General features: G+C 49.6%; 35 protein-coding genes and 4 pseudogenes. 20 read left to right on the top strand and 19 right to left on the bottom strand.

The window, feature by feature from the left end; all coding sequences use genetic code 11:
- Window positions 1-126 precede the first annotated feature (126 nt).
- The 17 genes and pseudogenes from AC6I4B_RS17110 to AC6I4B_RS17030 all read right to left on the bottom strand — a co-directional run.
- Window positions 127-219: pseudogene (locus AC6I4B_RS17110) on the bottom strand (helix-turn-helix domain-containing protein); the annotation flags it as partial.
- A gap of 105 nt (window positions 220-324) precedes the next feature.
- Window positions 325-459 carry a hypothetical protein gene (locus AC6I4B_RS17105; RefSeq protein ID WP_497766888.1) on the bottom strand — a complete coding sequence of 45 codons (135 nt, stop codon included), beginning with the start codon at window positions 457-459 and terminating at the stop codon, window positions 325-327.
- Between the two features lie 5 nt (window positions 460-464).
- Window positions 465-1,025 (bottom strand): Rha family transcriptional regulator, encoded by a 561-nt coding sequence (locus AC6I4B_RS17100; RefSeq protein WP_497766887.1) that lies wholly within the window; start codon window positions 1,023-1,025, stop codon window positions 465-467.
- 13 nt (window positions 1,026-1,038) lie between these two features.
- The gene (locus AC6I4B_RS17095; RefSeq protein WP_497766885.1) at window positions 1,039-1,281 is read right to left on the bottom strand and encodes a DUF4222 domain-containing protein; all 243 of its coding nucleotides are present in this window, start codon (window positions 1,279-1,281) and stop codon (window positions 1,039-1,041) included.
- A gap of 222 nt (window positions 1,282-1,503) precedes the next feature.
- Entirely contained in the window at window positions 1,504-1,716 is a 213-nt protein-coding gene (locus tag AC6I4B_RS17090) for a TraR/DksA family transcriptional regulator (RefSeq protein WP_497766883.1), read from the bottom strand.
- Between the two features lie 326 nt (window positions 1,717-2,042).
- Window positions 2,043-2,447 (bottom strand): phage antirepressor KilAC domain-containing protein, encoded by a 405-nt coding sequence (locus AC6I4B_RS17085; RefSeq protein ID WP_497766881.1) that lies wholly within the window; start codon window positions 2,445-2,447, stop codon window positions 2,043-2,045.
- Window positions 2,393-2,701 (bottom strand): KilA-N domain-containing protein, encoded by a 309-nt coding sequence (locus AC6I4B_RS17080; RefSeq protein ID WP_497766880.1) that lies wholly within the window; start codon window positions 2,699-2,701, stop codon window positions 2,393-2,395. Before AC6I4B_RS17080 ends, AC6I4B_RS17085 begins: the two co-directional genes overlap by 55 nt.
- 33 nt (window positions 2,702-2,734) lie before the next feature.
- A complete protein-coding gene (locus AC6I4B_RS17075; RefSeq protein ID WP_497772214.1) occupies window positions 2,735-2,953 on the bottom strand; it encodes a hypothetical protein in 219 nt (72 codons plus the stop codon).
- 330 nt (window positions 2,954-3,283) lie between these two features.
- Window positions 3,284-3,817 (bottom strand): annotated as a pseudogene (locus AC6I4B_RS17070) (3'-5' exonuclease); the annotation flags it as partial.
- Between the two features lie 45 nt (window positions 3,818-3,862).
- The gene (gene ssb / locus AC6I4B_RS17065; protein ID WP_497766878.1) at window positions 3,863-4,324 is read right to left on the bottom strand and encodes a single-stranded DNA-binding protein; all 462 of its coding nucleotides are present in this window, start codon (window positions 4,322-4,324) and stop codon (window positions 3,863-3,865) included.
- Window positions 4,325-5,031: pseudogene (locus tag AC6I4B_RS17060) on the bottom strand (Rad52/Rad22 family DNA repair protein).
- An 8-nt stretch (window positions 5,032-5,039) separates the two neighbouring features.
- Window positions 5,040-5,210, bottom strand: coding sequence for a hypothetical protein (locus tag AC6I4B_RS17055; RefSeq protein WP_497766876.1), 171 nt, complete (start codon window positions 5,208-5,210; stop codon window positions 5,040-5,042).
- 76 nt (window positions 5,211-5,286) lie between these two features.
- Entirely contained in the window at window positions 5,287-5,493 is a 207-nt protein-coding gene (locus AC6I4B_RS17050) for a cell division inhibitor protein (RefSeq protein WP_497766874.1), read from the bottom strand.
- Window positions 5,494-5,530: 37 nt separating this feature from the next.
- Complete coding sequence (locus AC6I4B_RS17045; RefSeq protein ID WP_497766872.1) at window positions 5,531-6,160, bottom strand: hypothetical protein; 630 nt, start codon at window positions 6,158-6,160, stop codon at window positions 5,531-5,533.
- Window positions 6,161-6,929: 769 nt separating this feature from the next.
- A pseudogene (locus AC6I4B_RS17040) lies at window positions 6,930-7,623 on the bottom strand (phage antirepressor KilAC domain-containing protein).
- Between the two features lie 76 nt (window positions 7,624-7,699).
- Window positions 7,700-7,888 carry a hypothetical protein gene (locus AC6I4B_RS17035; protein ID WP_497766870.1) on the bottom strand — a complete coding sequence of 63 codons (189 nt, stop codon included), beginning with the start codon at window positions 7,886-7,888 and terminating at the stop codon, window positions 7,700-7,702.
- A 3-nt stretch (window positions 7,889-7,891) separates the two neighbouring features.
- A complete protein-coding gene (locus AC6I4B_RS17030) occupies window positions 7,892-8,137 on the bottom strand; it encodes a transcriptional antitermination N peptide (protein WP_497766868.1) in 246 nt (81 codons plus the stop codon).
- A gap of 352 nt (window positions 8,138-8,489) precedes the next feature.
- On the opposite strand from AC6I4B_RS17030, the gene AC6I4B_RS17025 reads away from it, so the two are divergent.
- Window positions 8,490-8,693 carry a hypothetical protein gene (locus tag AC6I4B_RS17025; RefSeq protein ID WP_497766867.1) on the top strand — a complete coding sequence of 68 codons (204 nt, stop codon included), beginning with the start codon at window positions 8,490-8,492 and terminating at the stop codon, window positions 8,691-8,693.
- Window positions 8,694-8,874: 181 nt separating this feature from the next.
- Here AC6I4B_RS17025 and AC6I4B_RS17020 read toward each other — a convergent pair whose 3' ends face one another.
- Both AC6I4B_RS17020 and AC6I4B_RS17015 read right to left on the bottom strand, forming a co-directional pair.
- Window positions 8,875-9,375 (bottom strand): hypothetical protein, encoded by a 501-nt coding sequence (locus AC6I4B_RS17020; protein ID WP_497766865.1) that lies wholly within the window; start codon window positions 9,373-9,375, stop codon window positions 8,875-8,877.
- Between the two features lie 285 nt (window positions 9,376-9,660).
- A complete protein-coding gene (locus AC6I4B_RS17015; protein WP_497766864.1) occupies window positions 9,661-10,353 on the bottom strand; it encodes a S24 family peptidase in 693 nt (230 codons plus the stop codon).
- Window positions 10,354-10,457: 104 nt separating this feature from the next.
- Between AC6I4B_RS17015 and AC6I4B_RS17010 the strand changes: the two genes are divergently transcribed.
- From AC6I4B_RS17010 to AC6I4B_RS16920, 19 genes are all read left to right on the top strand, one after another.
- Window positions 10,458-10,688 (top strand): transcriptional regulator, encoded by a 231-nt coding sequence (locus AC6I4B_RS17010; RefSeq protein WP_497766862.1) that lies wholly within the window; start codon window positions 10,458-10,460, stop codon window positions 10,686-10,688.
- A gap of 289 nt (window positions 10,689-10,977) precedes the next feature.
- A complete protein-coding gene (locus AC6I4B_RS17005; protein WP_129397284.1) occupies window positions 10,978-11,778 on the top strand; it encodes an HNH endonuclease in 801 nt (266 codons plus the stop codon).
- Between the two features lie 10 nt (window positions 11,779-11,788).
- Complete coding sequence (locus tag AC6I4B_RS17000) at window positions 11,789-12,769, top strand: hypothetical protein (RefSeq protein WP_497766860.1); 981 nt, start codon at window positions 11,789-11,791, stop codon at window positions 12,767-12,769.
- Window positions 12,770-12,771: 2 nt separating this feature from the next.
- A complete protein-coding gene (locus tag AC6I4B_RS16995; protein WP_497766858.1) occupies window positions 12,772-13,620 on the top strand; it encodes an ATP-binding protein in 849 nt (282 codons plus the stop codon).
- Window positions 13,617-13,928 (top strand): protein ren, encoded by a 312-nt coding sequence (locus AC6I4B_RS16990; RefSeq protein WP_497766856.1) that lies wholly within the window; start codon window positions 13,617-13,619, stop codon window positions 13,926-13,928. Before AC6I4B_RS16995 ends, AC6I4B_RS16990 begins: the two co-directional genes overlap by 4 nt.
- A gap of 61 nt (window positions 13,929-13,989) precedes the next feature.
- Window positions 13,990-14,124 (top strand): hypothetical protein, encoded by a 135-nt coding sequence (locus AC6I4B_RS16985; protein WP_497766854.1) that lies wholly within the window; start codon window positions 13,990-13,992, stop codon window positions 14,122-14,124.
- A 73-nt stretch (window positions 14,125-14,197) separates the two neighbouring features.
- A complete protein-coding gene (locus tag AC6I4B_RS16980) occupies window positions 14,198-14,686 on the top strand; it encodes a hypothetical protein (RefSeq protein WP_497766853.1) in 489 nt (162 codons plus the stop codon).
- Window positions 14,683-15,000, top strand: a complete 318-nt coding sequence (locus AC6I4B_RS16975) for a hypothetical protein (protein WP_497766851.1) — start codon at window positions 14,683-14,685, stop codon at window positions 14,998-15,000. The genes AC6I4B_RS16980 and AC6I4B_RS16975 overlap by 4 nt, the downstream gene beginning before the upstream one ends.
- Complete coding sequence (locus AC6I4B_RS16970; protein ID WP_497766850.1) at window positions 14,993-15,559, top strand: hypothetical protein; 567 nt, start codon at window positions 14,993-14,995, stop codon at window positions 15,557-15,559. Before AC6I4B_RS16975 ends, AC6I4B_RS16970 begins: the two co-directional genes overlap by 8 nt.
- Window positions 15,556-15,981 carry a hypothetical protein gene (locus tag AC6I4B_RS16965; RefSeq protein WP_497766848.1) on the top strand — a complete coding sequence of 142 codons (426 nt, stop codon included), beginning with the start codon at window positions 15,556-15,558 and terminating at the stop codon, window positions 15,979-15,981. Before AC6I4B_RS16970 ends, AC6I4B_RS16965 begins: the two co-directional genes overlap by 4 nt.
- Complete coding sequence (locus tag AC6I4B_RS16960; protein WP_497766846.1) at window positions 15,981-16,142, top strand: hypothetical protein; 162 nt, start codon at window positions 15,981-15,983, stop codon at window positions 16,140-16,142. The genes AC6I4B_RS16965 and AC6I4B_RS16960 overlap by 1 nt, the downstream gene beginning before the upstream one ends.
- A 302-nt stretch (window positions 16,143-16,444) precedes the next feature.
- Window positions 16,445-16,987: a BRO-N domain-containing protein gene (locus tag AC6I4B_RS16955; RefSeq protein ID WP_497766845.1), complete on the top strand. Its 543-nt coding sequence runs from the start codon at window positions 16,445-16,447 to the stop codon at window positions 16,985-16,987.
- A 199-nt stretch (window positions 16,988-17,186) separates the two neighbouring features.
- Window positions 17,187-17,624 carry a recombination protein NinB gene (locus AC6I4B_RS16950; RefSeq protein ID WP_497766843.1) on the top strand — a complete coding sequence of 146 codons (438 nt, stop codon included), beginning with the start codon at window positions 17,187-17,189 and terminating at the stop codon, window positions 17,622-17,624.
- The gene (locus AC6I4B_RS16945) at window positions 17,624-18,262 is read left to right on the top strand and encodes a recombination protein NinG (RefSeq protein ID WP_497772212.1); all 639 of its coding nucleotides are present in this window, start codon (window positions 17,624-17,626) and stop codon (window positions 18,260-18,262) included. The genes AC6I4B_RS16950 and AC6I4B_RS16945 overlap by 1 nt, the downstream gene beginning before the upstream one ends.
- Before the next feature lie 165 nt (window positions 18,263-18,427).
- The gene (locus tag AC6I4B_RS16940; protein WP_497766842.1) at window positions 18,428-18,538 is read left to right on the top strand and encodes a PPVAKH motif-containing phage-derived small protein; all 111 of its coding nucleotides are present in this window, start codon (window positions 18,428-18,430) and stop codon (window positions 18,536-18,538) included.
- Window positions 18,538-19,227 (top strand): bacteriophage antitermination protein Q, encoded by a 690-nt coding sequence (locus AC6I4B_RS16935; RefSeq protein WP_497766840.1) that lies wholly within the window; start codon window positions 18,538-18,540, stop codon window positions 19,225-19,227. Before AC6I4B_RS16940 ends, AC6I4B_RS16935 begins: the two co-directional genes overlap by 1 nt.
- Before the next feature lie 552 nt (window positions 19,228-19,779).
- Window positions 19,780-20,091 (top strand): phage holin family protein, encoded by a 312-nt coding sequence (locus tag AC6I4B_RS16930; RefSeq protein WP_497766839.1) that lies wholly within the window; start codon window positions 19,780-19,782, stop codon window positions 20,089-20,091.
- Entirely contained in the window at window positions 20,078-20,608 is a 531-nt protein-coding gene (locus AC6I4B_RS16925; RefSeq protein WP_497766837.1) for a lysozyme, read from the top strand. The genes AC6I4B_RS16930 and AC6I4B_RS16925 overlap by 14 nt, the downstream gene beginning before the upstream one ends.
- Window positions 20,605-21,156 carry a hypothetical protein gene (locus tag AC6I4B_RS16920; protein ID WP_497766836.1) on the top strand — a complete coding sequence of 184 codons (552 nt, stop codon included), beginning with the start codon at window positions 20,605-20,607 and terminating at the stop codon, window positions 21,154-21,156. The genes AC6I4B_RS16925 and AC6I4B_RS16920 overlap by 4 nt, the downstream gene beginning before the upstream one ends.
- Window positions 21,157-21,284: the final 128 nt, after the last annotated feature.

Raw genomic sequence — 21,284 nt, 5'->3', positions numbered from 1 at the left:
CTCTTTAAATGCATCCGCCGCGCTCACGTCGATAGTATGCAGCGGTGAGTTGAGTGCCGCAATGCAGGCCTGTCTGGTGGTAAGGTAAGGGGACTTTGGTTTGGAAGGGTCTTTTCGTGTTGCTTGCAGTCGGCCAGTGCGGATCCAGTTCGTCGCGGTTGGTCTGGATATTTTCAGAAATGCACAGGCCTCATCGAGAGTGAGGCTGTATTGCTCCATGGTTATCTCCAGGCAAAAAAATGCCCACCGGAGTGGGCAATAACATCAGGGGATGATGGGCTTTCGCACCCAATAGCCGACTCAGTGAATCAGCTATCAGTTGGTTCATGCGGCAACGTCCCATCCTGCAATAGAGAAGCGCCCCATTTTTGAGTGATACCACTGTGTTCCGCGTCGCTCAGCTTCACTCATCATAACTTTGAGGGCGGCACTGAATGCGTCTTCGTGAACAACAGCCATCTGTGTTACCTGCCCACCAGGTGCAACATGAGGAACCTTTTATGTGGAACTGACCACGCCATAACCAATTGTTTGCATTTGGCGTTACTCAGGCCGTAGGTTGCGTGTAAATGGCTGTAGCCCTGATAACCCTGCGGTATTGTTCCTTGCTTAATCTGCTCTATTGTCTCGGTGACGGATTCGACTTTGCTCTCTACTTGGTTCAGGCGTCGCTCTTGCTGCACATTTGCCATCGCCATTGCTGCGATAAGTTCTGCTTGTGACATCTTTGTCGTTCCCGATGCTGCTTCCTCCAGCTCCTGCCAACGGTCAATAACTTTCATGCGCAGCGTTGCGCTGTAACCTGTCAGCAGGCATTCAACGTGACGGCGGTCGAGTTGATACTCGGTTTGCTTGCGATTCATTGTATCGAAATAGATACGCGCAAAATTGCTCACATCTTCGCTAAGCTGATCCAGCATGACTTCTATGTCACGCTTTACATCAGGGTGGCGCTTCCCAGTTAGCTCGGAAATTTCACGACTGGACATTGTTAAACTTTGATGGATGTTCATTAAATTTTGCATAGATTGTTATTCCTCAAGCCACCCGCTGCATAGCGCGTAGCTTCTTAAGATGCTCTGCTGTTTCAAGTTCGGCGCGTATCTGCTGCGCCTCGTGATGGTCTAGCGGTTCGAATTGATTGTTGAAGCGGTCAATTGAAGCGGTGTTAATCCGTCCCTGTCGCCAGTATCGGACTATCTTTGATGTGACTGAGTGGATTATTACCGGCCAACCTGAATGGTCAGCGTATATCTGACCGCGTTGGATTAGCTGGAACATTGGATGATCCCTGCGTGAAAAGGGAAGGGTTAATCTGGAAGATACTTGCCATGCACCTTCATCTCCATATGTGTGAGTTCATAGCAATTAACGCAAATCCACTTAGAGCGCATGCCCGATTGAAACTCTTCCTCATACCATCTTACGCGCCTGAAAAACCTATATTTATGCTTTTTACACCCGTGTATTATTTGCCTGAATGACCTCATCGTTTTATCCCCATCACATCCTCCGATTCCGTTTCTCTGCATCAGCTTGGCAATCAACGCACATCGTGCAGCCGGGGTAAGCAATCCGGCGAGCCTCCGGCAACTCTTCGTCGCAATCACTACAGCGAATAGCCGATACTGCATCCCGGTTAATCCTGTGCGCAGCCAGTGCAGCATTACGCTGTAACTCTTCTACTTCTGATGCTGAATCAATGATGTCGGCCACGTCATAATTCTCCGTTATAATATTGTTTTTCCGGCAAATAGGCGGTTATAGCATCGCTTCTGGATATAATTTCTGCGCGCCTGATATCTACCTTTTTAATCACCTTGTCGAGGCAATCTATACAAGAGATGAACCCCCTGTATTCGCATGAGGAATATCCATCCAAGTCTTTTCCGCATAGGCAGCACTTGCACTCTTCCATATCTCACTCCATTATGCTGCAACGCCATTAATAACCAGCATTTTAGAAAGTTTTGTCAGCCCTTTTGGCGTAACCAGAACCTGCGAAACAACCTTTTCACTACCATCAGAGCGCTCTACTGTGGTCACCTTGTGCTCAGAACCCCAGACTGAATGCGATCCTGATATGCAAGCCACGCTTTCCCGCCAGCCCGTTTGTAAATCCAGCGGCTCTCAGACATCAACTTGAACAAGAATTTAGGCTGAACCTGAAGATGCTTTGCAGCGCCTGTGATGCACATGCTGCCTTCTGCTTTAGCAATGCGCTCCAGCACCTCCACATCCGGCTGCATTTCTTCAACCTTGTGCTCAAGCGCGATAACCTTTTCGCTATAGCTCAGAAGAGTGCCGCGAAGGAATGCCGCATCATTAAACGCCGCCATCGGGTCAAATGCGGTTTGCAATTTACCGGCTTTGAAGTCGAGGAATGTTTGGTTCACTTGCAAGCGGAAAGCAGGGGAAATCCACCCAGCGTACTCAATGGCGAGCAATTCATGGGCAAATGTCCTGGAGCAGTGCCGCCCTTGATGATTTTGATTACATCTTCACCAAAGGCAGGATTCTGCCTTAGCTCGTCAACTAGCTCTTGCGCCTGTTTGGTAGCAAGCCAAGACTTAGGGCGCTTTGCATCTCGACCACCGCTGGCTTTATGCAAAGCGTTAAGGTTAAAGCGGCCTTCTGCATCTGTGTTGATATCAACGCCGCAGATGACAGGCAGGTTGTTATTTGCCAATTCAGTTTTCATTGCTATGCTCCCTGATGATTTGCGATAGTTTGGTCATGAATCAACACCGTACCGGCCCTGCATTCGACCAATAATGCTATTGAACTCGATGAGGCTTATGCCTAATGCCTGTATCGCCTCGTGATGCTTCTTTAAGATTGGCGGCACGACTGCATTCCATTTCGGCTTAGGCCTGCATTTCATCGTCTGCATAATTTCTGCTACGCACTTACGACCTTGTGCGCGGACGGCGTTGTCTTGCTCTGGTGTCATGCGATTAGTCATTGCTCACCATCCCAAACCGAGTACGGTAGAGCTTGAATCGCTCATCCTCACGGCCTGGACGCATCGGTCCGATAGCGACGAAGCGAGGTCCGGTAACCGTATTGCGTCGCCACACGACCGCCTCATGAAGCTCCGTGGTCTTTCTGTCCATGCGCTGCTCGCGTGTCTCTTCGACTCCCTTCATGCCGCTCATAACGTGCTCTCGGAGCATTTGTAGCACTTCTTCTTTGCTGCCAAGACGTTTCGGTGGGCGTAGATATCCCGCCCCAGATAGAGGTGCTGACATGGTGTTATCTCCGTGAATTTACTTGGTGAGTTTTGCCAGATGGCTGAAACGTACTTGGCCTGATGAATGGCATCATCAAGCGCATTGTGGCGTGTTCCTTCGAATGGCATGTCGCGCTTAGGGTCGAAGCCAATCGCTTTTCCTAGCTCAACAACGGTTCGCACATCACGGTCATTCCACCACTGCCATGGAACGCCCTGACCGGTGAGGGCGTAGCTGTTGCGGAGGATGACACAATCGAATGAAGCGCCATTACCCCACACCTGCACGTATTTCTGATTGGTGTTTTCTGCGATAAATTCAGAGAAATTATCCAGCGCATAATTCAGGGCGAACGTTTCATGCAGAAGTGACTTGCGAGCATCTTCGCCTTGCTGCATCCACCAAAGGATTGTTGATGCGTCAGGTCGTGCGCGGTACTGCATGGACGATTCAAGCGATACGTTATCCGAAAACCCCTTACCAACATCTCCAGTTTTTCAATAGAAGAAAACAGCGCCAATTGAAATGACAGGCGCGTAAGGCCCATTGCCCATTGTTTCAAGGTCAACCATAAGGTGGTTCATGTTATTCCTTAAATTGCGTGGATAGCGTGACCAGGGAAGGGAAGGTTACCGGCGCAAAAGGAATATCGTAGTGAAGTTCATTGGCGGTTCGCTGTGTTGTGACGCTGATTGCTGCGGTTTCTGAGTTTGCTTACTGGCTGCTTGCTGTTTGCTGTCACCAGTGCCGCCTAGCATCTGCATCACGCCATTAATGCCAACGTGAACCTCAGTGGTGTAACAATCTTGGCCTGACTGGTCTTGCCATTTCCGAGTGCGGAGCATCCCTTCGAAGTAAACCTGATCTCCTTTCTTTACGTACTGCCCGACTACCTCAGCAAGTTTCCCGACAACCGCCACGCGATGCCACTCGGTTAGCTCCTTCTGCTCGCCAGTTTGCTTGTCTCGCCACTGTTCTGACGTTGCTACTGTCAGATTCGCGAACGCCGTTCCTGATGGTGAGTATCTAACCTCCGGGTCTTGTCCGACCCGGCCTAAGATGATCACCTTATTAACGCCTCTACTCGCCATTTATGCCGCCTGTTTAAGTTCGTTTACCCTGATGTTCATTACCTGAACGCATTTGTTCTGAGCCTCTTCATTTCCAGCCATCAATTGCCAGTCATGCTGATACCGCTCAATTAATTTTTTCTTATCCGTTTCCGTTGTTGCGTATTCACTGAATTCTCTCAGTATTTTTTCAACATCAACCGATTCGGCGTTTTTGTTGTTTTCGACTTCCCTCTGCTGGCTTTGTGAGGCAGGTGTGGCCACGCTGGCAATGCAGGTGGCATCCAGTAAAACGTCGTGTTGTCTTTGAGTTTTGCCCGGTTCCAGCCTTGTGCTTTATCGGTAGACGTCTGTGCGAATCCCTCTTCAAGGTCATACAGATATCGTCCGATTCCCCACTGCACCGCTGCGCGTTTCATTGCGCCTGAGCGTCCACCCTTGACCGCCTCGACCTGCGTCTGCTCTGCGGCATCCCACTTGGTGATCCACTCGTCACCAACTTTGATTGATATACCGCACTCGACACCGCCGTTATTCGGAATGTCGCGGTATTCGTTCTTCCAGCCAGCTTTACCGCAAACATCATCCAGGCGCTTCATGATTGCCCGGTTGGTCACGTAGGCCAGAACCATGGCCCACACCTTTCCAGCACTTGTTTTACCGCTTTGTTGGATTCGCCATTCGATATCATCAGCAGCGAATGGCTCATCAAATTTATTCAAATCCATGCTTCACCTCAGAACGGGCATGGCCCGAGGAAATATCGTTGATTCATCACCTCAATCCGCGCCAGATTAAGCTCTGCGCTCATCAATTTGCGGTTGCCAATAGCTCGCGCTGCAAGAGCGGATAGCGTGAAGTGACGGCGTTGTTTTTTGCTTTCTTCCACTGTTGTGGCGAGCGACATAATCAGCTCCTGAATTGTGTGTAAGCGCTGCCCGGCATCTGAATGACTGCCAGAGAAAGTGAATGGGGGAGATTGATTAGTGGCTTAGGCCGCCACCGGTGCCATTGAGATAAACTTCTACGATAAGGTCGCGAGTGAAGGTTCGCTCACAGCCTCGGTGCAGGTAGAGTTTTCCGCGTTTGTTAGCCGATGCTGTCCAGGTGCTGTCTTTATGCTTAACGAGCATGCCTGGCTGAACAGCTCCACGGTTTACTTCCTGAGTGCCGTAATGATGTAGGCTCATAATCATCTCCGCGCTTAAGCCGCGCCGCTGAACGTGGTTATTCTGCTTCAACTTCTGCCATCGCAATTTGATTACCGTAATAAGTGCACGGTAAATCTGCCATGAATGTTATCTCCATGACGTAACGACACTGCGTTTCGAACTCTTCGATAGTTCCTGTGAAACAACCGCGATTAACGATGATGGAGTTATCACGCTGCCGGAAAGCTGTAAGGAAACCATTCCCTGATCCAATTGGTCCGTTGATGAGCCAATGCGCATCGCCGGACACCCACGCATTGCCGAACACCTGCGCATTGCCGTACACCCGCGCATCGCCGTACACCTGCGCATCGCCGTACACCCACGCATTGCCGAACACCCGCGCATCGCCGTACACCTGCGCATCGCCGTACACCCACGCATCGCCGTACACCTGCGCATCGCCGGACACCCACGCATCGCCGAACACCCACGCATCGCCGTACACCTGCGCATCGCCGTACACCCACGCATTGCCGAACACCCGCGCATCGCCGTACACCTGCGCATCGCCGTACACCCACGCATCGCCGTACACCTGCGCATCGCCGGACACCCACGCATCGCCGAACACCCACGCATCGCCGAACACCCGCGCATCGCCGTACACCTGCGCATCGCCGGACACCTGCGCATCGCCGGACACCCGCGCATTGCCGCCATGATCCAGACATTCCTCTTCTCTACCCAGCCACCCAGCTCACCCTTTTCAACATCACCGAAAGAGATGAGTGCGCGAATGCGGAATAATTTTTTGCCGAAAAACTCTTTAGTTAATTCAGCTACAAGTTCGAATTTCTTGGTCATATGTATTTCCTTAGTGATGCTGATGACGCTTTGCTAGCGGAACGTGAACTCTCGCGCATCTAGTGCGCATCAAAGTTAGTTAGCGGTGGATAGCCGCCGTGTGTCATAACTGACCGCACTCGTAAATGCGGTGAGGTATGAGGCAATAAAAACCCGCCGGAGCGGGTCATTCATCGTCGTCGTCGTCATCTAGGTTGATGGTCTTCACCCATCTCCCCTTGTGTTTCTGGCGCACCATTCATCAGCCTCATGCCAGCTACTAAACGTGAGGTTGTCACCAAACTGGTCTGTCGCGATTTCCACTTCTTCTTCGTCATCAACATGAGAAGAACAATCAGCCTTGCCATCCTCTTACCCTCTGTAGTTACCAATAAAAAGGCCGCCAGTTAGGCGACCTGTTAATATCCTGAGTATTCGCGAAGAGCTTCGACAATCTCCTCGCAGTCGATAAGCAATTCGTCAGGCTCATCGTCTCTCTCTTAAGAGATTCGATGTTCCCTGCTAACTGCCTAAGCATTGTTTGCTGCCAACCCGGGTCGAAACTATCTGGCATCTCAATTTCCACATCTCACCTCACTTATCTCGCAGTTACCAATAAAAAGGCCGCCTTAGCTGGCAGCCTTTAGTTTGCAATCAGCAATCAACCCCGCCACGTAAACCACGCCTTTGGTTGTAAATCTTCCCTGCGTGAAAGCGTGTCCGTTGCTTGCCTCTCCCGTCTTAACCGTGAATCTTCCTGCGTCAATATGATTTTGATAAGGTGTGAGATGTCCACCCAATCGGTACATGACACCTTTCTCAACCAGCACAGAGCGAACAACACTCTCTTTCTCGCCAAGCGCCTTGCACACCTGTCGGAATCCAAATGTTCCTGATGCATCCGCGTACCTGTCGTAAAACTCAGCCTTAGGGGATGCTATAGCCAACTTAGTTTCTAACTCCGCCTTCTGCTCTGCAGATCGGCGGCGAGCCTTAGCGCCTCCGGCAGGGACTGGGGAATTTGAGGACTGTGCATCACTTTTAGTTTGGCGAGCACTGAGCGACGGACCGATTTGGACTCTCTCATGCCGACAAGCGTCATTTGCTCCATGTTAAGTATGGCGTAGTGTGTTTTATGCCCTGTTTTCCCAACTACGAAATTTTCGTAGTTCAATTCTTCGTCAATTTCATCATTAACCCGAGCGTGAAAATCAGACGGGCGAACCGGCTTTTCGCCTGCCTCAACACGAGACGGATTGATGATGTTTTTCAGAAATTCAGGCTGGACATCTTCATTTCTTCGTTTGCGGCTACTGTTAACATTCCCACCTCACTTATCAGTGATATCCCATATTTACCTAGAACCACTCTTTTGAGCCGTGATTGTTCACGGTTCCGCTTATTTCCCATTTGAAATGGATAGGCCGCCATATCGGAAATCAACCTCACCAGATGGAACCTTTTTTCCGTTCATCCACTTAACAACACAAATGCCGTCAGCACTTGTAGCGCACCACCCATCAGGACGAGTTGAGCCTGAGCACGCGGATAAGAAGATAACGAGTGCCGGAATAAGTAGTTTTTTCATGAGTTACCTCGCCGGATAAATGCTTTTAGTCTTGCCGCGATGGCCTGCGGCGAATATCGCTACATCTGGCAGGCATACCGAGCCTCCTGCGCTGCTGTCTCGCAGACTGCCTAGCGAAGTGGCACGGATTACGCGATTGCTGCAACCTTCTGATAGCCGTGAAAATGCACGCTCTATCTTCTGGCAATACTCTTTGCGCTCGCGGTGCTCTGCTGCGCGTTTAGCCTTGTAACGCTGCCTTGAGTTCATATCTGTGCCCTCAGTAAGTGCTTTGGTGGTAATGCGTCGTGGTGCTTACCTTCACGATTGCTGTCTATGCAGCTGCAATTCACATCACCCCGAAGCACTTTCTTCGGCCTCCCCGCAACAGGGAGGAATCATATTTTTAATGAGCAGCCCGACCGGAGTCTGGCGCGGCGTGTTTCTGTTGCCGCATCGCGGTGTTGTTGCGATGTGCTTATTTAAAACCATAGTTGTTTTGTAGTCAACAACGATAGTTGTATTTGTGGCTATTTTGGTTGTACTTGGTTGTAATTAAAAGGGATTTATTTTTATCTGATCTTGGTGGTATGCTCAAAAAAACATCACTGAGGGCGTATTTATGAATAGTGAAGAGGAGTTTTTCGCGGGGCTTCACCCACAGATAGTTGAGATTCTTGGCATGGCTGTCATGCAGGTGTTGGTTGAGCAGCGCGAGCCGACCAGAGAGGCGCTGATAGAAATGATTCAGGTGTTATGGCAGGAGGAGGATGCGGATTTGGCTGTCGAGCTGGCTATTGACGTGCTGAGCTTGCCGAAAGGTTAGGGTGCAGGAGCAGCAGAAAAGTGCAGGAGTAAATCGGGATTTAGGTGCTGCCCATCTGGCGGGCAAATGCGGTAGGAGTCAATTCGGTATCTTAATTATCAATGAGTTACACTGGCGGGCAGGTGGTGGTCTTGTGGTGTCGGAAGGCAAAGAAAACCCGGCGCGGTGGCCGGGTTTGAGTTTAGATGTGCGCTTTTTTCTTTAACGAGATGATGATGTCCATTGCGGACAAGATGCTTGAGCTAACGCTTGGTATCTTCTTTAGCCCACCAAATAGCACCCTAAACCAAATTGCCACAGCAACTAATAAAGCACAGGCTGCTGCAAAAAAAACAGAGATGATAGGGTTTCTCTTCATGTTAACCGCTATCACTGAATTCGTAACATCCTGAAGATTTACGCCGTCACCCTCGGTTATGAGTTCGTCCGCTTTTTCTGTGTCTTTTTCTTTGGCGACAAGGAAGACGAATGGGGCAAGAATGCACAGTGCAGGGAAGAACCACCACTTTCCAGCGCCTAGATATGAAGCATAAGCCACATCTTTCATTTTGCTGGATACCGAGTCATCACTCAGATAAGTTACAGTGATCTTTGATAGCTTTTCCTTTTCCTTAAGAGAGGTGGCGCGGCATGCGTACCAGTATGCGTAAAGCATTACAACTGCAAACATGGCGATAATCATCTCTTCCCCCTTTCTTTGTCCCGTGCTTTTGATTTTTTTCTTGCCTCCTTAACTTTACCATCTAAAACACTCTCTCGCCTACCGAATGTTGACCATGTATGCAAGCAATAAAACGGAAATAAGAATATTGCTATCACAACAAAGTAGGCCAACGGCGGTGATTTATCGTAGATAGACTCCCAAAGGAGTCTAACTTCTTTGAATGCTTCAGGTATCCAGCTTAAATCCATTTATGCCTCAAATTAAAATCGCCATTGGATACTACCCAAACGTCTCTTCAGGCCACTACAGCTTGTTGTACGCTATCGATTCGTGAATCAGCGCCTTGCCCATGATGTATAGCTGGTCCTGATTATCTTCCGTTACATACCAGTCTTTGTATGCCGGATTATCTGAGAGCACAGCCAACTGAAGACCCTGCATCTGTAGGCGTTTTACGTGGAAATGCTGACCAAAGACAAATGCGTATACCCCATCAACTTTGAAATTCCTCACAGAAACATCAAAAAATAGCCTGTCCCCAGATTGAATGGTTGGGCACATGCTATCGCCGTCTACGGTCATTACTTTTACGTCATTCTGTGAGCGATTTCCGAAAAGAGAGCGCGCGTGTTCTGTGGTGAATTCAATTGCGTGCAGGACTTCAACAAACTCAGAAATCATAAAAGACCCCGGCCCAGCACTCACTGTCAGGTCTAGAACGTCAACCCTGAAGATGTCTTGCGCATCATCAGTTTTCGCTACAGGTAGTGATTTCTGCCCTCCAGCTACCATTTCACCCACGCCAGAGCTAAGCCATTCAGGCCTGACATTCAGGGAATTGGATAACTCGACAATTTTTGTCGTCTGGCTTGCCTTCCCAGTTTCAATTTTCTGGATAGCCGCCTGGCTAACCCCAACCAGATCTGCGAGCGCCTTTTGAGTAAGGCCTCGTAATGATCTGGCTTCTTTAAGTCTTTCAGCAAGTGTCGTGTTCATAGGCGCAATGTACAACCAGAGTTTTCTATCAGCAAACGAAAATGGTTGTTGACTAAATACAACCACAGTTTTATTATTTACTCATGTTAACCACGGAGGTTGTTATGAACCCAGTAATTAAAACCGCGATTACCATCGTCGGTTCTCAAAAAAAACTGGGCGATGCCTGCGAAGTATCTCAGCAGGCCGTTTACAAGTGGCTACACAACAAGGCGAAGGTTGCTCCTGAGCATGTTGGCGGCATTGTTAGCGCAACTGGTGGAGCGATTCAGGCACATCAGATTCGCCCAGATTTACCAAAGCTGTTCCCAAAAGCAGAACAGCAAACCGCATAGCAGTAACGCTCTTTAACAATTCGCTCGCCAGCCTGTTTCGGGATGGCATTTAACTAAAGCACGATGCATTTAGTGATTGGTGTTAACTATTTATCAACATCTAATCAACATATGCGAAACATGGTTAATCGCAATCAGGTTAATGCCTTATGCATTGAGTTCTGATTGTTAACCGCGATGGGGTGAAAGGGAATTTTGAAACATGACCATCAGAAATGAAAAAAGCCGCTCTGCTGTAACAGATGCGGCCTTCAGGTGGAATTAACTGAAACAATTCACAGGAGTAATTATGGCAAAAAAACCTTCACCAGACCAGGTAAAAAAGATTCGTTCTGGCATTACCAAGAAAATACGGTTTGAGGTTTTCAAGCGCGACGGCTTCAAATGCCAGTACTGCGGGAATTCCGCACCAGATGTCATCCTTCATGTCGATCATATCAACCCCGTCAGTAAGGGCGGCGATAACGACATGATGAACCTTGTCACTTCCTGCGACAGTTGCAACGGCGGCAAAAGTGACAAGTTGCTCAACGACCACTCAATAATGGAAAAGCAAAGACAGCAACTCCAGGAGCTTAATACCAAGCGAGAGCAACTGGAGATGATGATCCAATGGCGAGATGGCCTTAAGAGCCTGAAAGACGATGTTATTGATATCGTCGTTACCAAAATTGAAGATTGCATAGCGCCATTTACCGTCAATGACAATGGGCGAAAGTCAATAAAGAGATGGCTTCGAATATACAAGGTTGAAGAAATCCTGGATGCGATCGAACTTGCCGCAGACAAAAAACTTACCCAAGAAATAACCCATGAGCTTACTGGTGAATTCTTTGAGTACATCCCTCGCATAGCAGCGACAAAAAGAAAACCTCCAGAAGAACAAAGGATTCTATACATCAGAGGAATCCTTAAAAACCGAATATATATCAATCAAAACCATGTGATGAGTTACCTCAAGGCATGGCTTTCATACGACTTAGATCTCGATGAGCTTACCGAGTTTGCGAAAACAGTACCTAACTGGACAACGTTCAAGGAGTGGGTGTCTGAACGCATTCGTGAGGCTCAAGAAGAACTCCCGTACTAAAGGTGGCTAAATGGCACGTTCAAGAAATATCAAACCAGGCTTTTTCACCAATGATGAATTAGCCGAGTGTTCTCCATATGCCCGCCTCCTTTTTGCCGGGTTGTGGACTATAGCTGACAAAGAAGGGCGATTGGATGATCGCCCAAAAAAGGTTAAAGCGCTCGTCCTTCCATTCGATAACGTTGACTGTGATGAACTTCTTCAACAGTTACATCAGCGTAAATTCATCAACCGTTACCAGGTTAATGGAGATGGTTTTATCCAGATCTCAAACTGGAAGAAGCACCAGAATCCTCACTGCAAAGAAGCTGCAAGTGAGATACCAGAACCAGTAGAGAACAATGACAGCACCGGACAAGAACAGTGCAAGAATGATAAAGAAGAAGACAATAAGGATGCAGAATCACCTCAAGTCATTGAAAACAATGAAGCACCAGAAAAGCACCATGCAAGTACAGTGCAAGAACCAGTAGAGAACAATTTAAATCCTGCTGATTCCCTTAACCTGATTCCTGATTCCCTTAACCTGATTCCTGATTCCCTTAACCTGATTCCTGATTCCCTTAACCTGATTCCTGATTCCCTTAACCTGATTCCTGATTCCCTTAACCTGATTCCTGATTCCCTTTCTAACACCCAAGCCGCTGACGCGACTTGCGACGGTGACCGGGAAGAAAGTGCAGATGTTCACGAAATCTCAAGTCGATATGCATTCGAAGGGCAGATCGTCCGACTGAACCACAAGGACTATCAGGCCTGGAAGAATCTCTATCCGCTGATTGACCTGAACTACGAACTTCAGAAGCTGGATATCGAATTCACTCACGAGAAGCCGAAAAACTGGTTCATCACTGCCAGCCAGAAACTCAGCTATCAGAACAAGCAGGCTGCGCAACGCCCTGCTCGCAAGGTCGCTAACGGGCTTCAGTCTGAAGGTTTCGCATCGAAGGACTACGGGAAAACTGAAATGCCTGCATGGGCACAGGAGTGATCATGACGCTGGATGAAAAAATAACGAGCCTTGAAAGTCGAATCGCAGAACTTGCCAAGCCTCCCGTTCCGATTAACGACACTGAAATCACAGTCAGCACAGAGACCTGTGATAAACACGGAGAGTTTGAATGCAGAACCCGGATCTACACAGGAACTGTTATCAAAATACCTCCGCGTCCAAGCATCTGCCCGGGGTGTATGCGAGATGAACTTATCAAGCTACAGGCTGAGAAGATTCGCATCGATGAGGATTCTCGCAAGCGCAACGTTGAGCGACTGCTGGACAGCCTGGACATACCAAATCGCTTCCTGTCCTGCACCCTTCAGAACTATGAGCCGGTAAACGAAGACGCCAGTAGAGCGCTGAGAGTCTGCCAGGCATACGCAAACAAGTGGCCTGAACGGTTACAGAAGGGCGGTGGACTGGTGATGTGCGGGAAGCCTGGCACTGGAAAGAACCATCTTGCATTTGGCATCGCTAGGCACGCGATTACTGAACATCAAAGCTCTGCGTTATTCACCACAGCGCTGAAGATTGCCAGAGAGTACAAGTCAACCTGGACAAAAGGGTCGACACGTACTGAGGATGAGGTAATCCGCTCTTTCACCAGGCCTGACCTGCTGATTATCGACGAAGTTGGCGTCCAGTTCGGCAGCGACGCTGAGAAGCTCATCATGTTCGAAATCATCAACACCCGCTACGAGCGCATGAAGCCCACCATCCTGATTAGCAATCAGACCAAGGATGAGCTTTCAGCATTCATCGGAGAACGCGTCATTGACCGCATGAACGACGGCGGCGGATGCACCTTGTCATTCACCTGGGATAGCTACAGGAGCCAGTCATGACCGCCAGACAGTTAATCCTCGAATACCTGAAGACACACAAAACCTTCAGTTCAGCAGAAGTGGCGAGAGTCTACGGACGTCGTCAGGAGTGCATCAACCATGCGAGCAGCGCAATGTCCAGAGAACGCTTGATTGTCGTCGATTCCAGAAAGTGGAGAACGGTCTACTACCGGTTAGCTACTGAAGACGAGAAAGCAGGTCGAGTGAGTACGAACTTAATTTTCCAGGAGTGTCGCCAGAGCGAGGCGATGCGCAGGGTGCTGGCGGTGTATGGGAGGGGGCAACATGACATGCATTCGAATTCCTAACGGGACTATCACCGTATACCGCTTCATCAGACTGAGGCTTGAGGATGGTACGTGCGTCTTCATGACCTGGCATCACTACTGCGGCCCGGAATTTTATCGAGATAAAAACAAACGCCGTTTCATCGATGAGTGGTGGGAAAACCCGCTGATCGTCAAGGCACTCAACTGGTTTGTTGGTCGGGGTGAAAGGGCATGAACAAATTCACTATTCGCTCCTGCGTAGGTCGCATGGAGTCGGCACTGGTTAAAACATTCGGAGTGAAGAGAGCATGAACATCAGAGAGCAACTGGCAGCAGAACACGACATGAGCATGGAGTACGTGAACTGGTTTTTCGACCACAAGAAGGAAGGTTGTGGGAACGTCTGGTTCATAATGGTGGCGGCGATGTGGGAAGGGTGGCAAGCAGCATCCAAAGCATCAGAGCAGCAACTGGCTGCGGTGGTAGCGGAGAATGCGGGGCTGAAATCTAAAGGTCGTGAAGTGCTAAACGAAGCATGCAAGGTCTACGAGAAACTCAACGCCACTATCAGCTCTGATTCCGGTGACTTCATCGATGGGCAGACGCTGCATGAGTTTCAGTTTCTGCTGGATGTCGAAACCCCGGCAACCGACGCGTACCTGGCTGAAGCGCGGGCGCAGGTGTGGATTGAAGCGAAGGAGTTGGCGAAGTCAGCCGTAGCGAGTGACTCAATTGACCATATCGACTTCCTGTTTGATGGGAAAGCCGCCCAGTTACGCCAAGGAGCCACATCATGAATACAAAAATCGTAGCTATGCCAGTTGACCGTGACCAATACGGTTATTGGACTCACCCGATTTACGAAGCGTTCTGTGATGGTCGTGAGCACATTCCAACTGATGAATTCAATGACTGGATGAAAGCACAAGGCCTACAGTGGGTCGTGGAATATCGCGATGAAGAAGATATCGCCCCTGACGTTGATGGTTACGATATCTCTACCTGGCAGCCTGAAGCGCCTGCTGGTGAAGGTTGGTTTGTCGGCTCTATCCATAACACTGAAGATGGCGCTGTGTGCATCTGGTTACGACAAGGAGCCGAGCATGAGTGATTCAATCGCAAATGGCGCAAAGCTGACGCCAGAAACCTTCGCCGATTTCATTGAGCGCCTGAAGTATCACCACCGAGGCGAAGGTGTAAATCGTCACATTACCGCCGATCCGATTTTCATGGTTCAGAAGCAGGAAACCATTTATGGCCTGGCGGAGGAGTACGGCGAATCGAAGATAGTACATTTCGAAGAATGCGAATGGGGCTGCCCGCAAGAGTATTGGGACGATCTTGATGAACATGATCAGGAAGAGTTAAACGCCTTCTGCATTGACCAGTGTGATACGGCCTTTACCGATCTCGATGAAGAAGCTCAGTGGGAAGTGCTGGCTGACCTTGACGGACACACTGTATGCGGGACTCGTAAAGAATGGCATAACATCAACGCTCACTTTACCCGCGAAGCAGCAGAGGCTTTCATTCGCCGTAAGCAGCATGATTATCCACCTCTGCGTGTCTACGTCGAGAGCATGTACTTCGGGTGGGAGTATCAGGAAATCATCAAGGCACTATGTGATGGTCGTTTAGTTCTTGCAGATAACCAGGAGTCAGCCCAATGAACGATATCACCGTACTGGCGCAGCGCATGAAACAGCAAGCCACGTTAGCGAATGGCTTCCTGTATGTCGAAACATCCAACGTTCTGGCGCTGGTAGAGGCGCTGGAGAAGGCGCAGCAGCGCATCGGGGAGCTGGAGAAGGCCACCACTGAGCCGGTGGCGTGGACTGAGAAATGTGAAATCACCAACATGCAGGCCACCGGGCTATATCTTCGCGGATTCCCTGATAACTCACAGGGGCGTGATATTGCGCTTTACACCGTACCCCCTGCGCTGGAGTCCCGCACCGTCACCGTGAAGCTGCCACCGCGAGTTGATATCTCAAACGTGCCATTCACTGCGCATACGTGGAACTGCTGCCTTGATGCGGTTGAGAAGTGTCTGTCCGCTGCTGGCATCCAGGTTATCGAAGGAGAAAGCTGATGAGCAAGTTCATTTTTACATTTATCTCTGTGCTCTTTGCTGGGTTATTTGTGGCGCTTGCTGGGGGTATTGAATGGGGAACCCCAGTGTGCGGGTTGATATCTGCATTTACGATTATTGCCGGTCTTGTTCTTTCCGGCTTAGTGTCAGACTTCATGTGAACAGCTTTATCGCAAAGCGGCGTGAGTAATTGACACAAACAGATGTCCGAGGCTATATTCTCTGTGCAGCCGCAAAATCGGTTGTCGGGATTGGCGTCCCGGATATCAAAACGACGCATGGCCGCGTAAGCGGTTTTTTTATGCGCTAAGCACAGTCACATTCGCGATTTATGGTGGGCTGTGTGAGGGCTTCTTCGGAAGCGCCGGATTTCGTTTGACCGGTTACGCCAACCTTGCACAGTTCACCACCATGATTGGCGTCACTGGTGGTGATAACTCAAATTCAAAACGAGATTATCACTATGAAAAATCAGCTCGCATTACACGATACAAAATTCACCCCCGTAAAACGAAATAATCAAATCTGGCTCACCGCCGTTGAGATAGCTCAGGCACTTGGATACAAAAAATCCGATGCCGTTACTCAGATTTATGATCGCAACTCAGATGAGTTTCGCGACGATATGACTGAGACCCTCAATTTGAGTGCCTCAGGGAATTATCAGAAAACAGTACGTATTTTCTCCCTGCGCGGAGCTCACTTGATAGCCATGTTTGCCCGCACTCCTGTTGCTAAAGAGTTCCGTCGCTGGGTGCTGGATATTCTTGATCGTGAGGTTGGCGAGCCTGTAACAAAACCCGTTTCAACCCGCCCAATCCACCGACACGATGCTCCCACTTTCCGCTACATCATCACCCTGACCTACAAAGACGTGGTTACCGGTCAGGAGGAAACATTCCGTGGTGGCGCTAACTCACCAGGTGAAATCATTCAGGGAACGGCTAAAAGGTTCGGCATTTTTGTATCCGAGATGATTGCTATGCCAGTTGGCGCATACTACTAATTCAACGTCAAGCAACATTGATAAACCATCATTCGGTGGTATAATTGAGATGCCGTCGGAGTTGAACGCCCGGCGGTAACTCTCGCGCATTTAAGGGGACTTAAATGCGACCACAATTTGAATATTTACACCTGCCACAGATGCTTTTCAGCACCTGTGATTTTCTGCATTCTGCGTTTAACCTCTGCGGAGGTGAAGCGTGGGCGTAAAATTCTATCTCCGTGACGAACAGGTTCGTCGCAACCTCATTGACTACATCAACAAGCAGCCCGTAAGCGATTCTATGCCGCTTGTGGTTAGCTTTGCTGACCCTAAGCGTACTCTTCCTCAAAATGCTTTGTTCCACGCTCTGTGCGGAGATTTCTCGAAAGCAAAAATCCGCTGGGCTGGCTCCGTGTGGTCGCTCCCGTCGTGGAAATCAATTCTGGTATCCGGGCATTCCATTGCGACCGGCGGTCAGGGGAAGGTTATCGCTGGCCTTGAGGGTGAGCTGGTAGCCATTCGTGAAAGCACATCATCAATGGGCGTAAAACGCATGAATAGCCTGATTGAATATACCCAGGCATTCGCTGTTAGTCAGAACATCCAGCTTCGAGACGTCCGCTACCGTGGTGATTACTTCGGGAGGGCTTCATGATGCGTAAACCATCCCGCCGTAAGTGCAAAGTTTGCAACGAGTGGTTCATTCCGCAATATGACAACATCCGTTGGTGCAGCCCTGCGCACGGAGCTATCTATGCCATCGAACTGCGCACCAAAGAGAAGGTGAAGGCCGAGGCTAAGCGCATCAAGGATAAGCACCAGGCTGATAAAGAGGGCCGGGCCCGACGTCAGAAGATGCGCGAATCCTTCAAGACGAAATCCCAATGGGACAAAGAGGCTCAGTCTGCATTCAACCGGTACATCAGGATCCGCGATGATGGGAAAGAATGTGTCAGCTGCGGTAATCCACTCATTGGGAAAAACAACTACCTGACCGGAAGCGCCATTGACGCCAGTCATTACCGTTCCCGCGGTGCGGCATCACATCTCAAATTCAACGTGTTTAACGTTCACTCGGCTTGTACCCGGTGCAACCGCCAGTTAAGTGGCAATGCCGTCGAGTACCGCATTCGCCTGATTGAACGAATTGGCCTGGAGCGCGTCGAGCGACTTGAATCCGACAACGAGCCTCGCCGGTTCGATATCCCATACCTACAACGCATCAAATCCATTTTCACACGCAAAGCCCGACAGCTTGAGAAGCGTCGAGCGCGCCAACAGGATGCCGCATGACAGACGCTGTATTTCTATCGGCATATCTCATTGCGGTGGCCTGCTTCCTAATTAGGGAATGGGTTAAGCACAAGAGGCTCAAAAAGAAGATCAGCATAAAGATTAGAGCAATTCGATATGCTGAAAAATACCAAATGCTCAAAAGACTAATGAGGGGTTAGGCATATGAATTTAACCGAATCCCAAAGGTACGAAGCCGAGAGTTTAGCCAGAGCCAAACAACCGCCAGTGGAAAAGCACAGCCAGAACAAACAACCTCAGAAGGAAGCCGATTAATGAACGTTCAATATTTGCAGTATGTGCGTGAGCAGTTGATCGTAGCGACTGCCGATCTGAGTGGAGCAACGAAAGGCCAGTTAATGGCATGGCTGGAGAATGCCCAGTTCGATACCGGTACGTTTAAGCGTAAGAAACCGCGCGTAATGGATGAGGTGACCGGGAAGATGATAATGCTCGACAACCCGCCCATACCCGGTAAGCAATCTCGCGCCAAAGGCTCACATATTCCCCTGGTCAATCACGTCGAATATTGCACTTCGTCATGGCGGCGCGCTGTGTTGTCACTCGATGAACACCAGAAAGCATGGCTGCTGTGGAGCTACAGCGAGAACACCCGTTTCGAGTATCAGGTGGCTATCACACAGTGGGCGTGGGCAGAGTTCAAAGCGCAGATGGGAGAGAAGAAGGTAGCCGGAAAAACTATGGACAGACTGAAAGCGCTTATCTGGCTGGCGGCGCAGGATGTCAAAGCAGAACTGGCAGGGAAGGAGGCATATGAATATCAGAAGCTGGCTGAACTGGTAGGAGTGGCAAAGGCAACTTGGACTGAAACCTACCTACCGCACTGGCTGGCGATGAAACAAGCATTCGTGCAGCTTGATAACCAAGCTCTTCTTTCGGTTTCGCGATCACGTTCACAACAGAAGGCGACAAATTTGGATGTAAATCTTGCAAAACCGAACTGAAAAGGCTATATTTCGTGTAAATCTGATATCTTGTCATTGTTGTATTCATTGACAGGTAGTGAATTCAAGGCCCCGCATCAGCGGGGTTTTTTTATGTCTGCAATCCGGCCAGGGCTTTTGAGTGAATACGTGCTGCACGACACGTTGAAGCTCATACGCGAGAGTCCTGAGCCAGATTGCTGAACCTCTGCTAACTGGGATCACGACTGCAAAGCCATTCTTGTAGGTATCTAATCAGGAAAAAAGCCCACGATGGACAGTGTGGGCGAATAGATGTCATATATGTCTAAATTATGGATTAAGGAACATCTCAGCAGTGACATTCAGGATGAATTTAATTCAGCGTGGCTTGTCACTCCATCGGGTGAATGTCTTATATAAAGCGAACCACAAAATAACGTGGTGCAACGAATAACTCCGGGCAGCTTAATTGGCTGCCCTTTTTCTTTTCAGGCTCCGGGAAAAACCCTCGACGTGTGTTGTTGTTAAATCAGCCCGAGAGCCTGAACTCCTTTGACTAACACAGCGCCCCCAGCAAGCGGAGGTGCGGATATGCAGCGAATGAACCCTACTGACGGACACAACCTCCCTTACTGGTGGTCATCGATGCTCGCAGGTTTTTCTCTTCTTTCTCTTCAGGACTATGTATTCATCATTGGTGCGGTGATTTCGGCGTACTTCACAATAAAGACGTACTACGCGAAGCGTCGGGACGAACGCGCTCGTCTGGAGGAAGAAAAGAAACGTACGCGTCTACTGGAAGAATACCTCCAGGATGTGGCGAAAAAGCCCGAGCACGAAAGACCGGCATCAGCCGAGGTGGTTACAGAAGCTATGAAAAAGGTGGGATATGTCAGCGATTAAAAAAGCAGGTGGCGTGGTAGGCGTGGCATGTTCCATAGGCACGGTTATCGCTATTATCCTTAGTGCCGGCAATGTTCGCACTAACGAGCGCGGCCTGGAGTTAATAGGCAACGCCGAATCCTGCCGACGCGATCCCTATGTATGCCCGGCTGGCATACTGACCGACGGCATCGGAAATACCCACGGCGTTAAAGCTGGTGTCCGAAAAACGGATGAGCAAATCGCCCGCGACTGGGAAATGAACATTCTGGAGGCGGAGAGGTGTGTTAACAGCTACGCCAGCGGCAAGCGACTCAGCGACGATACATTCTCCGCTGTTACCTCTATCACCTTCAACGTGGGTTGTGGCGCTATGCGGAAATCGACACTTTACGCGATGTTGCGCGAGGGTCCAGTTGCATGGACTTCAGCATGCAACCAGTTCACGCGCTGGGTATACGCAGGGGAAAACATCTTGCCCGGTCTGGTTAAGCGCCGTGACGCGGAGAAGCAACTCTGCCTGGATGGTCTGAAATGATCACGCTGGCGGATTTGAAAATCGGCTGGCGCTTTATCGTGCTGGTGATCGTCGTAATCGTCATAGCGGTGCTCTGCGTACTGCTTACGCGCAGCAATGCCGCGCTGGCCACATCAGAAAGTGACAACCGGGTACTGCGCAGTGACAACGCATTGCAGGCGATGGTAATAACCACTCAGGCTTTCAACTTTAACCGGTTTAACCAGGTGGCAGAGAATGCCAACCATCTTAACTCGCTGATAGATGCCGGCATCGAGAAAACAGTCATCGAATATCGGGAGATTCTCCGACGTGAAAAAACCTGTGATCTGCCTGTTCCTGCTGATGTCGCTGGCGGGCTGCTCAACTACGCGAACCGTTTACGTGCCAGCGCAATGCACCCCGATACCGGGAACACTAACGCAGCCGATGATAGTACCGCTGCCGCCAACTCAATGACTTATTGTAAGGCAGTTCTCTGGATTGAGCCGCTGCTGGCGACGATAGAAAAGGGGAATAACAATTTTTCAGGGATTAGGAAAATAGAGAAAGCCAGAGCCTCGCATTAGCGGGGCTTTTTTATGCAGTAAACCTCCGCGCCATGCCCGGCGCATATCAAACACAGAGTCTTACAGAAACTAGCCTCGGAGAAACGCCGTTATAGGTGGTGACCTCTCTGTGGGCGTCGTTTCTGGGC

This window comes from Kluyvera fluvialis, assembly GCF_059725275.1.
This window is presented reverse-complemented; position numbering and strand designations above follow the sequence as displayed.

Bases quoted from the DNA above. Each gene is read 5' to 3' on its own strand.
- AC6I4B_RS16955 (WP_497766845.1), top strand. From the start codon at position 16,445: ATGAAAAATCAGCTCGCATTACACGATACAAAATTCACCCCCGTAAAA.
- AC6I4B_RS17105 (WP_497766888.1), bottom strand. From the start codon at position 459: ATGGCTGTTGTTCACGAAGACGCATTCAGTGCCGCCCTCAAAGTTATG.
- AC6I4B_RS16965 (WP_497766848.1), top strand. From the start codon at position 15,556: ATGAACGATATCACCGTACTGGCGCAGCGCATGAAACAGCAAGCCACG.
- AC6I4B_RS17025 (WP_497766867.1), top strand. From the start codon at position 8,490: ATGAATAGTGAAGAGGAGTTTTTCGCGGGGCTTCACCCACAGATAGTT.
- AC6I4B_RS16960 (WP_497766846.1), top strand. From the start codon at position 15,981: ATGAGCAAGTTCATTTTTACATTTATCTCTGTGCTCTTTGCTGGGTTA.
- AC6I4B_RS16995 (WP_497766858.1), top strand. From the start codon at position 12,772: ATGACGCTGGATGAAAAAATAACGAGCCTTGAAAGTCGAATCGCAGAA.
- AC6I4B_RS16980 (WP_497766853.1), top strand. From the start codon at position 14,198: ATGAACATCAGAGAGCAACTGGCAGCAGAACACGACATGAGCATGGAG.
- AC6I4B_RS16930 (WP_497766839.1), top strand. From the start codon at position 19,780: ATGCAGCGAATGAACCCTACTGACGGACACAACCTCCCTTACTGGTGG.
- AC6I4B_RS16975 (WP_497766851.1), top strand. From the start codon at position 14,683: ATGAATACAAAAATCGTAGCTATGCCAGTTGACCGTGACCAATACGGT.
- AC6I4B_RS17095 (WP_497766885.1), bottom strand. From the start codon at position 1,281: ATGTTCCAGCTAATCCAACGCGGTCAGATATACGCTGACCATTCAGGT.
- AC6I4B_RS16940 (WP_497766842.1), top strand. From the start codon at position 18,428: ATGAATTTAACCGAATCCCAAAGGTACGAAGCCGAGAGTTTAGCCAGA.
- AC6I4B_RS17010 (WP_497766862.1), top strand. From the start codon at position 10,458: ATGAACCCAGTAATTAAAACCGCGATTACCATCGTCGGTTCTCAAAAA.
- AC6I4B_RS17050 (WP_497766874.1), bottom strand. From the start codon at position 5,493: ATGAGCCTACATCATTACGGCACTCAGGAAGTAAACCGTGGAGCTGTT.
- AC6I4B_RS16925 (WP_497766837.1), top strand. From the start codon at position 20,078: ATGTCAGCGATTAAAAAAGCAGGTGGCGTGGTAGGCGTGGCATGTTCC.
- AC6I4B_RS17075 (WP_497772214.1), bottom strand. From the start codon at position 2,953: ATGACACCAGAGCAAGACAACGCCGTCCGCGCACAAGGTCGTAAGTGC.
- ssb (WP_497766878.1), bottom strand. From the start codon at position 4,324: ATGGCGAGTAGAGGCGTTAATAAGGTGATCATCTTAGGCCGGGTCGGA.
- AC6I4B_RS17020 (WP_497766865.1), bottom strand. From the start codon at position 9,375: ATGATTATCGCCATGTTTGCAGTTGTAATGCTTTACGCATACTGGTAC.
- AC6I4B_RS16985 (WP_497766854.1), top strand. From the start codon at position 13,990: ATGACCTGGCATCACTACTGCGGCCCGGAATTTTATCGAGATAAAAAC.
- AC6I4B_RS17055 (WP_497766876.1), bottom strand. From the start codon at position 5,210: ATGTCGCTCGCCACAACAGTGGAAGAAAGCAAAAAACAACGCCGTCAC.
- AC6I4B_RS17100 (WP_497766887.1), bottom strand. From the start codon at position 1,025: ATGCAAAATTTAATGAACATCCATCAAAGTTTAACAATGTCCAGTCGT.
- AC6I4B_RS17035 (WP_497766870.1), bottom strand. From the start codon at position 7,888: ATGAAAAAACTACTTATTCCGGCACTCGTTATCTTCTTATCCGCGTGC.
- AC6I4B_RS16990 (WP_497766856.1), top strand. From the start codon at position 13,617: ATGACCGCCAGACAGTTAATCCTCGAATACCTGAAGACACACAAAACC.
- AC6I4B_RS17080 (WP_497766880.1), bottom strand. From the start codon at position 2,701: ATGAAAACTGAATTGGCAAATAACAACCTGCCTGTCATCTGCGGCGTT.
- AC6I4B_RS16970 (WP_497766850.1), top strand. From the start codon at position 14,993: ATGAGTGATTCAATCGCAAATGGCGCAAAGCTGACGCCAGAAACCTTC.
- AC6I4B_RS17005 (WP_129397284.1), top strand. From the start codon at position 10,978: ATGGCAAAAAAACCTTCACCAGACCAGGTAAAAAAGATTCGTTCTGGC.
- AC6I4B_RS16935 (WP_497766840.1), top strand. From the start codon at position 18,538: ATGAACGTTCAATATTTGCAGTATGTGCGTGAGCAGTTGATCGTAGCG.
- AC6I4B_RS16945 (WP_497772212.1), top strand. From the start codon at position 17,624: ATGCGTAAACCATCCCGCCGTAAGTGCAAAGTTTGCAACGAGTGGTTC.
- AC6I4B_RS17030 (WP_497766868.1), bottom strand. From the start codon at position 8,137: ATGAACTCAAGGCAGCGTTACAAGGCTAAACGCGCAGCAGAGCACCGC.
- AC6I4B_RS16920 (WP_497766836.1), top strand. From the start codon at position 20,605: ATGATCACGCTGGCGGATTTGAAAATCGGCTGGCGCTTTATCGTGCTG.
- AC6I4B_RS17015 (WP_497766864.1), bottom strand. From the start codon at position 10,353: ATGAACACGACACTTGCTGAAAGACTTAAAGAAGCCAGATCATTACGA.
- AC6I4B_RS17000 (WP_497766860.1), top strand. From the start codon at position 11,789: ATGGCACGTTCAAGAAATATCAAACCAGGCTTTTTCACCAATGATGAA.